This is a genomic window from Pseudomonas sp. LF-5, from assembly GCF_037626295.1.
Taxonomy (GTDB): Bacteria; Pseudomonadota; Gammaproteobacteria; order Pseudomonadales; family Pseudomonadaceae; genus Aquipseudomonas; species Aquipseudomonas monsensis.
The window spans coordinates 37,383-51,944 of sequence record NZ_JARKMT010000006.1 but is presented as its reverse complement, the minus strand read 5'-3'; the positions used below and the strand labels follow the sequence as shown (position 1 = coordinate 51,944).

Below are 14,562 nucleotides of genomic sequence, written 5' to 3'. Positions count from 1 at the left end.
TCAATCGGCCAAAACGGACGTTTTTTACCGCATGCAGAGCATTGTCCTACTGATCTGGCTGACCCTGTGCGCGGCGCAGGATGCCCGCCAGCGGCATATCGCCAATGCGCTCACGCTGGGTGTGGGTGCCTTGGCGATGGCCTATCTGCTGAGCACCGGCACCACCTGGCTGGGGGCTGAAGCGGTTCAGGGCGGCTGGGCCGCAGTGCTCGCGCTGGCGTTGACGTTGCCCGGTTACCGATGGCGTCGGTTGGGTGCCGGCGATGTGAAACTAATGACAGCCTTGGGCCTTGCGACGGACGGTCAACTGCTGCTCGGTACGTTCATCGGCGCCGCACTCGCCAGTGTGCTCTGGCTGTTGTTTGCGCCAAAACTCTGGCTGCATATGAGTCAAGGACTTAGGCGACGTCTGCGATACATGGCGCCATCAAAGTCAAAAAAGCTGCCATTTGCACCGTTCGTGCTCGCGGGAAGCGCTCTGACGCTGGTTTGGATCCATTAGTCGCCACCTGCCACTACTGCTATGTACATAGTAGGAAAGTGGGTCTACTTTCAAATCAACGGTTATACAACCACACGCTGTGAGTACAGGAACGGTCAGCCTTTTGGCCCGGGCATGGAGTTGCAAGTGAACAAGCTTACGTCTGTTGTGAAGGTACTGGTGGTCGACGATCAGCCGCTGATCGTCGAGGAGCTCTGCGAGTTTCTCGAAAGCAGTGGCTACCGTTGCGTGCCTTGCCAATCGAGCCGGCAGGCCATCGAGCAATTTGTCGAAAACCCTGCCATCGGCCTGGTGTTGTGCGATCTGCACATGCCGGACATGGACGGCATCCAGCTGGTGCAGGAACTGCAACGCCTGTCGGGCAAACACCGGGTGTTCGAGGCCATCATGCTTACCGGGCGTGCCGACAAGCAGGACGTGATCAAGGCCTTGCGTGCCGGGATCGCCGATTACTACCAGAAGCCGATTGATCTGGACGAGTTGCTGGAGGGCTTGCAACGTCAGGAGGCCGCCCTGCAGGAACGGCAGAAAACCCTGCAATTGGGTCACCTGAACGAGAAGCTGCAGTACCTCTCCGAGTCGATCGACGACCTGTATCAGGACCTCGACAAGGTGCGCCGCGCACCAGTGCCGAGCAGCGCCGAGCCGTCGGCGGACGGGCAGCACGAGGTGGAAATCCCGGCGATCTTCAATCAGTTGTCACCGCGTCAGCTCGACGTCGCACGGCTGGTCGGCAAAGGCCAGACCAACTATCAGATTGCCTGTGAGCTGGGGATTACCGAGAACACGGTCAAGCTGTATGTCTCGCAGGTGTTGCGCCTGACCCACATGCATAACCGCACCCAGTTGGCCCTGGCGTTGTCGCCAGGCACTTCGGGATCACGCCTGCGAGTGACGGCGCACTGACCGCTGATGACCCCGGCATTCGCCGGGGTCAAACCGTTTGATCTCAACCGAGATGGGTCCTGACCTTGGGAAACAGGTTGTCCAGGGTTTCCAGCAGGCGCACGTGATAGATCGGCTTGCGAAACAGGTCCAGGACCTGCAGGCGCAGCATGTCGCTGACATCCTCCATGTCCGCATGGCCCGAGGTGACGATCACCGGCAGATGCTGGCGCGACGTGTGCTCGCGCAGGCGCTTGATCAGCGACATGCCGCTTTCTTCCGGCATGCGCAGATCGGTGATCACCAATGCGATATCGGGGTGGCGGGTCAGATGGTGCAGCGCAAGCTTCACCGACGTCGCGGTATGACAGATGAAGCCTTCGCCTTCCAGCAATTCCGCCAACTCAAGCAGTGCATCCTCTTCATCGTCGACGAGAAGCAACTGCTGGCGAGAAGGTACGGAAGCGTTCATGGGCGACACCTGCAATGGACTGAGTTCTGACGGTAGAACCCAATGGGCGCATTGACAAGTTATCCGCCCAGCGCGGTCTGGATCGAAGTCAGGATCGCGGTGACGCGAAGGCCGATGCCGTTACCGAAGGCAGCAATCACCAGCGCCACCAGACCCACGACCAATGCATATTCGATGGCTGATGCACCTTCGGTGTCTTTGGCCAGCCTTTTGAAAAACGCCATTTGAGCTTTGATTTTGCGGGCTACCCGGGAATACGACATGAGAGTTCTCCTTGAGCACACCAGGTGTTGCGCATTCGCAACATGATTTCCCTGTGCCAGCATCAGCATTGTCGGCATTTTCCACCCCAGCAACTGTAAGAACGGATTAACTCCAAAGTAGTAAGGCGCCGTTAGACCATGCAAAACCACTTTTGGCGTATCCGCCCGCTACTTTCGTTGGATATTTCCGCCTTCGTAATGGCGTTTTGTTCTTCCTGCGCTACCGTCAAATAGCGAAATAGTTACTTGTTCATAGCTGCCTGATTGCGAAGTTATCTCGTTGGAAGTACGGGTCATTGCAGTAAGAAGAGCGCGCAGCGGGAAAGGGAGAGCCGTCATGAACAGTCGCATCACGTTGGGTCTGGCCGGATTGTTCCTGCTGGGGGCCATCATCGCCGGGTATTGGGGACTCACGTTGAGCCGGCAACCTGCCATTGCTGAACCGGTCGCGGCGCCCGCGACCGCAGCTGTCGCGTCAGCGCCGGCCACCCCTGCTGCGGTGGAGGACCCGAGCCGCCAACCGGTTGTCGTGCTGCTGCGCGACATCGCTCCGTTCGTGAAAATCACCGCCGCCGACGTGGCCGTGGAGAAGCTGCGCACCGCACCGGCCGGTAGTCTGGGCAACGTCGATCAAGTCATTGGGCGCACGCCGTGGCGGCCGTTGAGCGCTGGCAGCTGGCTCAGTGAAGAAAGCTTCGAACCCGGCAGCCAACTGTCGCGGATGATTCGTCCCGGTGAGCGCGCACTGGCCGTGGCCGTCGATGAAGTGATCAACGTCGGCGGGCAACTGGCGCCCGGCGATTACGTGGACGTGCTGTTGTTTCTGCGCAAGGACGAAGTGAATCCACAACCTTCGGCACAGCTGGTGATCCCGGCGGTACGGGTGCTGGTGGTCGGCAGCCAGACCGGCCTGACCAACGACGGCCAGCCCACCGGTGCGGCACGCAGCGACGATGAACGCCTCAAGCAGGAACAGCAACGCATGGCCGCGCGCAGTGTGGTGCTGGCGGTGCCGGAGCCGTTACTCAGTCGCTTGATGCTGGCGTCCGGCGCCGGTGTGCTGCGCCTGGCCGTGCGCAGTGCCGATGAACAGCAACTGGCGAAATACTGGAAGGGTGAAAACGATGTCGCGACGCGACTCGACACGCCGCGTCGCGAACTTCTGGAGTTCAGTCAGCTGTCACTGGCTGCGCCACCCAAACCCATGGCAGTGGCTGGCGCACCGGCCCCACGCAAAGCATCCGTGGAAGTGATCCGCGGTGCCGAAACCGCACAACCCACCCCCTGAATCGAGCAAGGACGCCTTTACATGCGCAGACGTTTTACGCCCCTGTTCATCGGCTTGCTATTGGCCCCGCTGCTGGGCGTTGCCGCCAGCGGCAGTGCCGCTGCCGCGAGTGGCAATTGCGCGGCACTGGCCCCGTTGCCGGCGGCGCTGGAAGTCGGCGAGGGCATGCAGCAGGCGCTGCAATCACCGGTGGCGATCACCCGGGTTGCGGTGGGCGACCCGAAAATCGCCGACGTGCGCGTGACCGGCGATCAAGGGGTATTGCTGACCGGCGTCGCTCCCGGTGCAACCACACTGATGATCTGGAGCGCCTGCGCCAGCGCTCCGCGCCAAAGCATGGTGTTCGTCCAGGGCAAGGCCAGTGCAGCGATGACCGCCGTGGCATTGCCGGCCAGCGATGATCCGACCCTGCCGTCGCAAGTGCAGACCGACATCCGCTTCGTCGAAGTCAGTCGCACCAAACTGAAGGAAGCCGGCACGCAGATTTTCGGCAAGGGCTCGAACAACTTCCTGTTCGGCGCGCCGGGCACAGTGCCCAACACCTCGGTCACGCCGGGCGTGGTGCCGTTGCGCAATCTCGATCCGCGCATCGCGGTGCCGAGCATCCCGCTGGCCAACGATATGTTCAACATTGTCTGGGGTGGCGGCAGCAGTAAATTCCTTGGCATCGTCAACGCGCTGGAGGGCAGCGGCTTCGCTTATACCCTGGCGCGGCCGAGCCTGGTGGCGCTGAGCGGGCAGAGTGCAAGTTTCCTTGCGGGGGGCGAAATCCCGATCCCGGTCCCCAGTGCCAACAGCAACAGCTACTCCATCGAGTACAAGGAATTCGGCATTCGCCTGACACTGACCCCGACCGTGATCGGTCGCGACCGGATTGCCCTCAAGGTCGCTCCGGAGGTCAGTGAGCTGGACTACAACAACGGCGTGACCATCGGCGGCACCAAGGTGCCGGCGTTCACTATTCGCCGCACCGATACCAGCATCTCGCTGGCCGATGGCGAGAGTTTTGTCATCAGCGGGCTGATCAGCACCAACAACGCTTCGGAAGTGAACAAGTTTCCCGGGCTGGGCGACATCCCGGTGCTCGGTGCGTTTTTCCGCAACTCGTCGGTCAACCGCCAGGAGCGCGAACTGCTGATGATCGTCACCCCGCACCTGGTGCAGCCACTGGCCGCGAATGCGCCATTACCGTCGCTGCCCGGGGAAAAACTGCGCAACTACGATCCGAACTGGTATCGCCTGTACTTCCTGGAAAACGGCAACTTCGACAAACGCAGCGGGCTATCGCAATGAGCCAGAGCCTCAGCCAGACCTTCCTCGCCATCACCCGCAACGACACCGACCTTGAATGGTTGCAGGGCGCTTTGGCGCCGCTGGGCCAAGTGGTCAGTGCCGGTGGCGGCAGTCTTGATGAATTGCTGGCGCTGGTCGATGTGACCTTCGCCAGCCTGGTCTTCGTCGGTCTCGATCGCGACCATCTGGTGGCGCAGAGTGCATTGATCGAAGGCGTGCTGGAAGCCAAACCGATGCTCGCCATCGTTGCCCTTGGCGATGGTATGGACAATCAGCTGGTGCTTAATGCGATGCGCGCCGGGGCGCGGGATTTCGTCGCCTATGGCTCGCGTTCCAGCGAGGTCGCCGGGCTGGTGCGACGCCTGAGCAAACGCCTGCCGGCGGTGACGCCGAATGCCCAGCTCGGCGGCCTGACCGTGCTGTACGGCGTGCAAAGCAATGCCGACGGCGCATTGCTCGCCAACCACATGGCGCTGGTGGTGCAGAAGAGCGGCCAGCAAACCCTGTTACTCGATCTGGGCCTGCCGCGTGGCGACAGTCTGGCGCTGCTGGGGCTGGAGAGCTCGTTCCATTTCGGCGATGCCTTGCGCCACTTGCGGCGCCTTGACGCGACCCTGATCGACAGCGCCTTCACCACTGCCGAGGCTGGCCTGCGCATCCTCGCGTACGCCAGTGGCGACGAGCCGCTCGAGCGCACCAGTGCCGCTGAGCTGTACATGCTGCTCAGCGCCTTGCGGCAGCACTTCCAGCACATTGTGGTCAACCTCACCGGCCAGCCGGACAGCGAAGCCCTGCGCACCTTCGTCAGCCATTGCGACAAGCTGTTGTGGTACACCGACCAGAATGTCCTCGATTGTCGGCGCAACCTCGCGGTGCTCAACCTGTGGCGCGAAAAAGGCATGAAACTCGAGCACGGCCGCTTGTTGGTCGACCGTTATCTGCGCAACGTCGCGCCCGACTCCGACACCCTCGGCAAGACCTTTGGCCTGGAAGTGATCGCCGTGCTCGCTTGCAGTCCGGAGCTGCGCCTGAACGCAAAAAACCAGGGTGTCACCCTGTTTGAGCTGGCGCCGCGCGAAGCCCTCAGTCAAAGCCTGCGCACCCTCGGCGAACGTCTGGCCAAACGTTCCGAAGGCCTGGTCAAACCCAAGGTCAACTGGCTCAACCGCCTGCGAGGCACCTCATGAACGGCGAGCAACTGTTCGGCGGGCAGCAGCGCCAAGCCGCCGGCAACACCGATCACGACGGCCTGAAACTGGTGCTGCACCGCTACATCATCGACGCTATCGAAGAGTCCGGGAAAAACCTGCTGGAAGGTTCGCGGCAGGTGCTTTCGCAGTTTGTCATCGACAAGGTGGCCGATTACATCGCACGGCTGCACCTGGCGATTTCGCGTTATGAAATGGAGCGGCTGGCTGAAGAAATCGTCGACGAGCTGACCGGTTTCGGTCCGCTGGAAGTGCTGCTGCGCGACAGTGCGGTGACCGAGATTCTGGTCAACGGCCCGCACCGGGTGTTCATCGAACGCGACGGCGTGTTGCACCTGAGCGATCTGCGGTTTATTGATGCGCATCACGTCGAACGGGTGATGCAACGCATCCTCGCCCCGCTCGGGCGTCGCCTCGACGAGTCGTCGCCGATGGTCGACGCGCGGCTGCCCGATGGCAGCCGGGTCAACGCCATCATCCCGCCGATTGCCCTCGACGGCCCCTGCCTGTCGATCCGTAAGTTTCGCAAGGACATGCTCAAAAGCACCGACCTGATGGCGATGCAAACCATCGATCAGGCGATTTTCGACTTTATCGAGGAAGCCGTCGGCAAACGCTGCAATATCCTCATCAGCGGCGGTACCGGCACCGGAAAAACCACGCTGCTGAATATTCTCAGCCAGTTGATCAATCCCCATGAACGGCTGGTGACCATCGAAGACGTCGCCGAATTGCAGCTGGGCCACCCGCACGTCGTGCGCCTGGAAACCCGACCACCGAATGCCGAGGGCCACGGTGAGGTCAAGCCCAGCGACCTGATCCGCAACGCCCTGCGGATGCGCCCGGACCGGATCATCCTCGGCGAGATTCGCGGGGTCGAAGTGGTCGATGTGCTGACCGCCATGAACACCGGCCATGACGGCTCGATGAGCACCGTACACGCCAACAACGCCCAGGATGCCTTGCTCCGGCTGGAGACACTGGTGGGGCTCACCGGGCGTTCCATCGCCGAACGTACGTTGCGCCAGATGATCTGCGCAGCCCTCGACGTGATCATTCAGTTGACCCGCATGCCTGACGGTCGCCGCTGCGTCAGCGAAGTGGTGGAAGTGGTTGGCGTGCGCGACGACATCTATGTCACCAACACCTTGTTCCGCCTCGACCGTCGCACCGGTTTCGGCTTTCTGCGCGAAGCGGTCAACCCGGCCGGTGACAAATTGCGCCGCGAGCCGGCGCCTTCGCATTGAGGGGCACGGCATGCTCAAACCGCTGTTGCTGATCGTGATTTGCCTGGCGTTGCTCGGTCTGTCGCTGCGCCTGTTCTATAACAGCTGGCGCCAGAGTGGCGCGGAGCGCGTGCTCGACCGGCTGAGTCAGGGGCAGCCGCAACGGGCTGGCGAAGTTCCGCGCTGGGCCGGTCTGGACCGGACATTTCTACGCGCGGGTCTGGGGCGTCCGACGGATCGACTCGGCGTGTGGCTGCTGTTGTGGGCGTTTGCGACACTGATCGGCTTTGCCATCGCCGGATGGATTGGCTTGCTGGTGTTGCTGACGTTGCCGCCGGTGGTTTTGCGCCTGTATGTCAGTTGGCGTTACCAGCGTCGATTGCGGCGGATGATCGAACAACTGCCACAACTGCTCGACCACACCGTGCGCAGTCTCAAGTCCGGGCGCACGCTGGCCGATGCCGTGCTTGGCGGCATCGAAGCCAGTGAAGATCCGCTGAAAAATGCCATGGGCCGGGTTCAGCGCAATGTGCAGTTGGGCGTGAGCCTGCCGGACGCCGTGGCGGATCTGGCCGAGTTGTACGAGAAGGATGAGTTTCGTCTGTTCGCCCTCGGCCTCAAGGTCAATCACCGCTACGGCGGCAACGCCAGCGAGTTGCTGGAAAACCTGATCAAGATGATCCGCGAACGTGACCAGGCCTCGCGCCAGTTGCGCGCGATGACCGGCGAAACCCGCCTGACCGCGTGGGTGCTGGGACTATTGCCGATCGCCATGGCCGGTTATTTCCTGATGTCCAATCCGGTGTACCTGGTTGCCATGTGGCACGACCCGTCCGGGCAGCGCATGCTCGCCTCGGCGTTCGGCATGCAGGTGATCGGCAGTCTGTTGCTCTGGCGGATGTTGCGCAGCCTATGACCACGCCCCTGATGATCAGCGCTTTATGCTTGCTCGGTGCCGCAGTGCTGCTGATTGCCAACCTGCTGGAGCAGCGTCGGCGCAGCCGCCAGATCAGCCGCCGGCTCGACGGCGAGCTGAGCCGCGAGAACCGTTTTGGCAACCTGCTGCAAGTGCTCGGCGAGAGCCGGGTGGGCCAGCACAGCGTCAAGCTCGACAATGAAACCCAGACCCTGCTCAGCCGCCTGGGCTGGCGCAGTGCGCGCCAGCGCTCGCTGTTCGCTGCCTGCCAGATCGGCGCGCCGCTGTTGATGCTCGCGGTGGTGGTGTTGCTGCAAGGGGTGTTCTTTACGTCTGTAGAGAAACAATGGATCGCGCCATTGTTCGCCCTCGGCGTTGGCTACCTGCTGCCCAAGCGCCTGCTGGTAATGGCGGTGGCGCGTCGGCAGAAACGCCTGGCGAGCGAGATCGCTACGTTCCTGCCGCTGCTGCGCATTCTTTTCGAGTCGGGCATGGCCGTGGAGCAGGCGTTGCGGGTCTTGAGCCACGAGGCCCAGGCGTTGCTGCCGGTCTTGACGCAAGAGTTGCGCCTGGTGCTGGCGCGGGTCGACTCGGGCCTTGAGCTGGGTGAAGAACTGAACAAGGCCACGCAACTGCTGGCGGTGGACGAGTTCACTGACACCTGCGTGATCCTCCAGCAATTGCTGCATCAGGGCGGCGGCGCGATGAAATCGTTGCTGTCACTCAAGCAATTGCTCGACGACCGCCGCCTGACCCGGTTGCAGGAATACATCTCGAAAATGTCCGCCAAAATGTCCGTCGTGATGATGCTGTTTCTCTTCCCGGCGTTATTGATCGTCCTGGCCGGTCCGGGCTTCACCGCCCTGGCCAAGGCCCTGGGAGCCTAGAGGGATCGAAATGAAAGCAATGATTGCAGGTACCTGTCTTCTGTTGCTCGGGGGCTGTGCCAATACCGGCCAGACCCCTTGGGCGGCGCTGAGCAGCAACGCCAGCTGCGGCCAATTGAGTTCCGAGCAACAACTGTCGCTGAACCTCGCCGACGATATGGTCAAGGACGGCAAGCTGCACGCCAGCCTCGCCAACCTGCAGAGCCTGCCGGACAACCTCGCCGACGTGCGCCTGCGCAAGGCCCGGGTTTACCGCTTGCTCGGCCGCAGTGAGGCCGAGCCGCTTTATCGGGGCCTGCTCGGCAGTTGCCTGGCGGCCGAGGCCGAGCACGGTCTGGGTCAACTGGCGGCGGCCAAGGCCGATTACGGTCAGGCTCAAGCGCATCTGCAACGTGCCGCACGGTTGGCGCCGACCGACGAAAAAATCCGCAATGACCTCGGCGTGGTCTACCTCAACCAACTGCGCATTGAAGACGCGCGCTTCGAATTCCTGACGGCCATGGAGCTCAAGCAAAGCGATCAACTGGCCGCGCTGAATCTGGTCACGCTGTTGCTGTATCAGGATGAATGGAACCGTGCCGGTGAACTGGTCAGTCGCCTCGGCCTGAGCCCCGAGCAATTCAGCGAAGCGCAGAGGCGCGCGGAACAGCTCAAGGTACCGGCGAAAGTCCCGGCCCCGGCCGCTGTCACGGCCATGCTCAAATAAGGAGAACTGTGATGAGAGCTGCGATTGTCTGCTTCAGTCTGCTGGCCTTGCCCCTGGTCAGTCATGCCATCGACGCGGGCCCGGCTTCGGCCGAGCAACAGGAAACCGAAGGCTGGTTGCAGTTGCAGGCGCGCAACAAGGTGCCCTCGCCGACCCTGCAAACCGTCACCCCGACCGAGCGCGAGCTGGCCATGCAGCGCTGGTTGAAAAGTTACCAGCACGATATTCCGCAGTTCTACGATCAGCAGCAGGGTGGCAAGGTCGACAGTGGATCTGGGGGCGGGACACCTTAGGCCGGGCGTTGTTGATCGCCAGCGGGCGGGCCTCACTGGGGGATGTAGTCCCCCTGTGGGAGCCGGCCTGCCAGCGAGGGCACTCGGTCAGACTCGCAGGGCTTGCCCTACAACTGATAGCTGAAGCTGATGCTGTACCTCATTCGCCGGTTGTGGGTGTCCAGCGCTTCATCGGACATCGCTTTCGCTGCCTCCAGCGCGATGTTGTAGTACTTGGCGTCGCCAAACCGCAGGCCGATGGCCGCCGATGACAGGTCGCTGCTCTGCACCGCCAGTTGGTTGAACCAGGTTTTCGCGCGATCCAGTACCACGTACGGCTGCAGGATGCGCACCCAGCTGCCATCACGATTGAAGCTGTAGTTGACCTCGTACGCCGCGCCCCAGCCTTTGTCGCCGGAGGCCTGGTCGTCCGGGTAGCCCCGACCGAAGTTCTGCCCGCCAAACACTGCGCGCTCGCTGTCGGGCAGGGTGTCATCGCTCCAGTACCCCGCCGCCGAGAGCACGCCTTGCCAGTTGTCGAGGAATTTGTCGCTCTGCACGCCGGAAAGGCGCAGGCGCAGGAAGTTCAGGTCCAGCGCCGGGTTGTTGCTATGGGCGCCCATGCTGTCGAAGCCCTGATACACACCGCCACTGAGAATCCGCAACCGGCGGGCATCGGCCTTGCGCCAGTCGCTTTCGAAAGCGAGGGCGCGGACGTCGGTCCGTTCCTCGATGCTCAGGGGGAAGCCGATCACGTTGTAGCGGGTGCTGCTATCGACCGCATACAGCCGCGCGCCGGCATTGAGCAGTTCGTTGGACGCCGCGATGAACGGGTGGCTGACACCGATCGAGTAACGGTCGTCTTCCTTGTGCGGCTTGAGTTCGAAGCCGTCGCTGGTGACCAGATTGGTACCCGGGTCGGCTCGGTAGCGCGAGGCAAACAGGCTCAACTGCGTGCCTTCACTGTTGAGGAACTGGTTGTAGTCCAGGCGGTAGTAATGCTCGTGATCGTCCCCCGGCGGAAACAGGCCGCTGAGGGTCAGTTGCTCACCCATCGACGTCTGTGAGTTGCTGCTGACACCCAGCAATGCCTGGGTGCCATTGCGATTGTCTTCGGTGGTGCTCAGGGTGCTGGTGAAGGGTTTGCGGCTGGCCTGGGCGACCAGGGTGGTGGCGCCGTCGGTGGTGCCCGGCGGTGGCACCCGGGCCTGTACCGTCACCCCGGGAATGCGGGTCATCAGCGTGGTGTAGCGCTCGAAAGTCTTGCGGGTCAGCGGCCGTTCGGCCTGGATTTTCGCCGCCAGTTCGTCGAGCAGGCCTTTGACCCGCCCGACATCGCCCTGCATCTGGATATCCCGGACATAACCCTCAACCAACACCACCCGCGCCACGCCGTCGTCGAACTTCTGTTGGGGCAAAAACGCGTAGGACAGCAGATAGCCGTCCTGTTGATAGCGGCGGGTGATGTTGCGGGTGGCTTCGATCAGATCGGCGAGGCTGGTCGGGTGACCGATCAGGGGTTTGTAGATCTCGGCCAACTCGTTGAGCGGGTAGATCGTACCGCCTTCAATCTGCACCGTTTTCAGGTTGATTCGGGTTTCCAGCATCAGCGGCTGCGCAGTGGCCGCTCCGGGTTCCGGCACGAGCACCGGGGTGGCGGCCGGCCGATAGGCATCGGCGGGCAGGTTCGGTACGGGCAGGTTGCGGATGGTTTCGTTGCTGTTGAGGAAACTGGGCAGGGTGTCGGCGAAAGCGGCGGAACTGAGACTGAGGAACAGCAGGGATGCCATTACGCGCATAGGACACTCCGTGGTCAGGTCGCAGCACAGGGCTGTTTTTTCCTAAGAAAAAAGCGGAAGACTCGTCGGAGTCTTCCGCCCTCAACCAAGCGTAGGCGCTGTAGGTGAGGCCGTCGAATCGGCCAGGTGCAATTTAGCGTTTGTTGCCTCCCAGGGTGCCGGTCAGGCCGCCGAGTACACCGCCCAGACCGCCACCGGTGGTACCCCCGCTGGTACCGCCGTTGACCAGTCCACCGACGGCAGCGACGGTGCCGCCGACGTTGCTGACCAGACCACCGACCGCAGTGGTGACCGGGTTGTTGGTCGCAGCAATGCTGCCGCCGATACTGCTAACCGCACCGCCGACCTGGCCAGTGAGACCTGCAACGGGTGAGCCGACACCGGTCGCTGCGCCAAGTTGCTGAGTCACGTTGGTGACGCCACTGGTGACCGGGTTCAGACCTGCACCCAATGCTCCGCCAACCGTGGCCAGAGGTGAGGTTGTCGCAGTGATCGGGGTGCCCGATCCGCCAAGCACGGTGTTGAGCGAAGCAACGGTATTACCCAGGCCGACAGCGGTCACGCCGCCTGCGCTGACCACGCCATTGGTATTACCGGCATTCAGGCCTGCGCCGACGTTGACCACCGCGCCGCCAACGGTTTGCAGCAAACCGGTGCCGCCGAGGCCACCGCCCAAACCACCACCCACTCCACCAGTACCCGAACCAGTGCCGTTGGACACCAGACCACCGGCCTTGCCGACCGTGGTGCCGGTATCGCTCAACGCGCCGCCGAGTGTGTTGGTCAGGGCATTGCCGTTACCCGCATCGGTGACCTTGCCGCCCAGGGTGTTCACCGCGCCGCCGACTTGCGCAACCACGCCTTTGAGCGGGGAGCCCAGACCGGTCGCATCGCCAACTTTGTCAGTGGTGCTTTCAACCATCGCAATCACCGGCACCAGACTACCGCCGAGTTTGTTCGTCAGTTGGCTGGTCGGTCCGCTGGTCAGCGTGGTGTCGAGGGTATTGCCGAGCATGGTGACTTTCTCGCCGACGCCGTCGAGCAGTGGCGCGACTTTGGTCACCACACCGCCTACTACCGGCACGCTGCCCGTCGCAGTGGACAGCTTGGCGCTGAGGTCGGACACGCCGTTGCCGACATCAGTTACTACACCGCCGACCGAAGCAACGGTGGTAGTCAGGCCGTTAGGGTCGGTGGCCAGTTTGCCAATGCCATTGGCCACTCCGTCACCCAAGGTGCTGACAACATTGCCGGCGGTGTTGGCCGCACTCTGCACTACGCCACCGACCACAGGTACGGTGCTCAGCGAGTCGCCGATCTGGCCAACGCCATCGCCGACACCCGCGACGGTCTTACCGACATCCTGCACCAGCGTGGTGGTCACCAAGGGAGTAGGGGTTGGATTGGTCGGATTGGTAGGATCCGTTGGATCTGTCGGGTTGGTTGGATTGGTCGGATCGGTGCCACCTGTACCACCGGTTCCGCCAGTTCCGCCGGTGCCCGCAGTATCACCGCTGCCACCGGTACCACCAGTACCCGAAGTGCCGCCAGTGCCAGCAGTACCGTCCGCCGAAGAACTGCCGGAACTGCTTTTATGACCGCCACCACCGCTGCTGCAGCCGGTGAGGCCAAGGGAGAGAATCAATGCCAGAGCGATTGCCGATTTGCACCACATGCCTTGAGTTTTCATGATTGAGATTCCTTGCACCTGTAACAACGTTCGTTGTCTTCGATGGCTCGCCGATCTGTTGTCGGTGATGCCTTCGCCCGTTGTGCTCAATCTCAGTCCGGGGGCAGGTTTCGCACCATTCTCAAGTTGGTATTAACGCCTTTATATATAAGGTGAAGTTCAGCGCCTAAGGACTAATACCCAGGATATAGCCGCACAAAAAAAGGCCTTGATAATCAAGGCCCTGGTTTTTTCGGCGGAAGGAGCAAGGACGGCGAAAACTTAAGTTATATACACACAATTAACGATGTCCCAAGTGCTCAGGCAATGGGTTGCCACTGCCCGACCATATGTTCCAGGTCTTGCGCACCGGTCAGTCGCAGCTCACCACTCGAGCCTGCCGCGCTCGCCAGCAACGTCACCTCACTGGGCAGGCGTACCGGTTTGCGAAAGTGCACGGCGATCTCGAGGTTGGCCTTGGGCAAATGATCGCTCAGGGTTGCGAGTGTCCGCGCCTTGTTCCACAACCCATGGGCAATGGCCGTTGGAAAACCGAACAGCTTGGCGCTGGCGGCGCTCAGGTGAATCGGGTTGTAGTCTCCGGACACTTTGGCGTATTGCCGACCGATATCGGCCGGGGCTTTCCAGCGCGCCACGTCCTCCAATGACTGTGATGGTTCCCAGGTACGCTCGACTGGCTCACCCTCAAGCTTCACGCCGCGACAGAGCATCTGGCTTTCGGCTTCCCACAACGGCCCGAGCTGATCATCCAGGGTGGTCAGCAGATCGAACGTCGCACCTTTGGGATGCGCTTGCAGATTGGTCACGCGTACGCTCACCTGCGCCCGGGCGATCCCGCCCATTGGGCGTAACACGCGAATGCGGTTGCTCAGATGAATCAGCCCCAACAGTGGGAACGGAAATGCTTTGGCGGTGAGCAATTGCATCTGCAGGGCGAAGGCGAGGATGTGCGGATACGTCGGTGGCAGCAGACCGTCATCGACAAATCCGCAGACCTTGCGATAGGCCGCCAGGCGTTGGCCATCGACATCGACCCAACAGCGCAAACCGCTGTCAGGCAATTGCGTGCCGGTGATTTTGCGTCGCGTCGCCGCCCGTGCGTACAGCCCGGGCAGACTCGGTTCGCGATCCAGCGTATGCCATTCGATGCTCATG

General features: G+C 62.1%; 15 protein-coding genes. 10 read left to right on the top strand and 5 right to left on the bottom strand.

Features of this window, described 5'->3' with window-relative positions:
* Positions 1–31 precede the first annotated feature (31 nt).
* Positions 32–502, top strand: coding sequence for a prepilin peptidase (locus PseuLF5_RS18370; RefSeq protein WP_340134254.1), 471 nt, complete (start codon positions 32–34; stop codon positions 500–502).
* 126 nt (positions 503–628) lie between these two features.
* Positions 629–1,408, top strand: a complete 780-nt coding sequence (locus tag PseuLF5_RS18365; RefSeq protein ID WP_315985724.1) for a response regulator transcription factor — start codon at positions 629–631, stop codon at positions 1,406–1,408.
* Between the two features lie 43 nt (positions 1,409–1,451).
* Here the strand turns inward: PseuLF5_RS18365 and PseuLF5_RS18360 are convergent, their stop codons facing one another.
* Positions 1,452–1,859 (bottom strand): response regulator, encoded by a 408-nt coding sequence (locus tag PseuLF5_RS18360; protein ID WP_123471074.1) that lies wholly within the window; start codon positions 1,857–1,859, stop codon positions 1,452–1,454.
* Positions 1,860–1,918: 59 nt separating this feature from the next.
* Entirely contained in the window at positions 1,919–2,122 is a 204-nt protein-coding gene (locus PseuLF5_RS18355) for a Flp family type IVb pilin (protein ID WP_123471076.1), read from the bottom strand.
* A gap of 337 nt (positions 2,123–2,459) precedes the next feature.
* Between PseuLF5_RS18355 and cpaB the strand changes: the two genes are divergently transcribed.
* From cpaB to PseuLF5_RS18315, 8 genes are read left to right on the top strand one after another with little or no spacing between them, the layout of a single operon-like run.
* The gene (cpaB, locus tag PseuLF5_RS18350; protein WP_340134253.1) at positions 2,460–3,410 is read left to right on the top strand and encodes a Flp pilus assembly protein CpaB; all 951 of its coding nucleotides are present in this window, start codon (positions 2,460–2,462) and stop codon (positions 3,408–3,410) included.
* A gap of 21 nt (positions 3,411–3,431) precedes the next feature.
* Positions 3,432–4,703: a type II and III secretion system protein family protein gene (locus PseuLF5_RS18345; RefSeq protein WP_186747431.1), complete on the top strand. Its 1,272-nt coding sequence runs from the start codon at positions 3,432–3,434 to the stop codon at positions 4,701–4,703.
* Entirely contained in the window at positions 4,700–5,890 is a 1,191-nt protein-coding gene (locus PseuLF5_RS18340) for a pilus assembly protein (RefSeq protein ID WP_123471080.1), read from the top strand. Before PseuLF5_RS18345 ends, PseuLF5_RS18340 begins: the two co-directional genes overlap by 4 nt.
* Complete coding sequence (locus PseuLF5_RS18335; RefSeq protein WP_340134251.1) at positions 5,887–7,158, top strand: CpaF family protein; 1,272 nt, start codon at positions 5,887–5,889, stop codon at positions 7,156–7,158. The genes PseuLF5_RS18340 and PseuLF5_RS18335 overlap by 4 nt, the downstream gene beginning before the upstream one ends.
* A gap of 10 nt (positions 7,159–7,168) precedes the next feature.
* A complete protein-coding gene (locus PseuLF5_RS18330; RefSeq protein WP_186747427.1) occupies positions 7,169–8,053 on the top strand; it encodes a type II secretion system F family protein in 885 nt (294 codons plus the stop codon).
* On the top strand, positions 8,050–8,940 hold the full coding sequence (locus tag PseuLF5_RS18325; protein ID WP_123471086.1) for a type II secretion system F family protein: 891 nt from the start codon (positions 8,050–8,052) through the stop codon (positions 8,938–8,940). The genes PseuLF5_RS18330 and PseuLF5_RS18325 overlap by 4 nt, the downstream gene beginning before the upstream one ends.
* A 10-nt stretch (positions 8,941–8,950) precedes the next feature.
* A complete protein-coding gene (locus PseuLF5_RS18320; RefSeq protein ID WP_340134249.1) occupies positions 8,951–9,646 on the top strand; it encodes a hypothetical protein in 696 nt (231 codons plus the stop codon).
* An 11-nt stretch (positions 9,647–9,657) separates the two neighbouring features.
* The gene (locus PseuLF5_RS18315) at positions 9,658–9,939 is read left to right on the top strand and encodes a DUF3613 domain-containing protein (protein ID WP_222833734.1); all 282 of its coding nucleotides are present in this window, start codon (positions 9,658–9,660) and stop codon (positions 9,937–9,939) included.
* Positions 9,940–10,046: 107 nt separating this feature from the next.
* Here PseuLF5_RS18315 and PseuLF5_RS18310 read toward each other — a convergent pair whose 3' ends face one another.
* The 3 genes from PseuLF5_RS18310 to PseuLF5_RS18300 all read right to left on the bottom strand — a co-directional run bounded on the left by PseuLF5_RS18310 (position 10,047) and on the right by PseuLF5_RS18300 (position 14,561).
* Positions 10,047–11,717: a ShlB/FhaC/HecB family hemolysin secretion/activation protein gene (locus PseuLF5_RS18310; protein ID WP_340134247.1), complete on the bottom strand. Its 1,671-nt coding sequence runs from the start codon at positions 11,715–11,717 to the stop codon at positions 10,047–10,049.
* A gap of 133 nt (positions 11,718–11,850) precedes the next feature.
* Positions 11,851–13,407 (bottom strand): collagen-like triple helix repeat-containing protein, encoded by a 1,557-nt coding sequence (locus PseuLF5_RS18305; protein ID WP_340134246.1) that lies wholly within the window; start codon positions 13,405–13,407, stop codon positions 11,851–11,853.
* Positions 13,408–13,706: 299 nt separating this feature from the next.
* Complete coding sequence (locus PseuLF5_RS18300; protein ID WP_340134245.1) at positions 13,707–14,561, bottom strand: MaoC family dehydratase; 855 nt, start codon at positions 14,559–14,561, stop codon at positions 13,707–13,709.
* Position 14,562 lies beyond the last annotated feature (1 nt).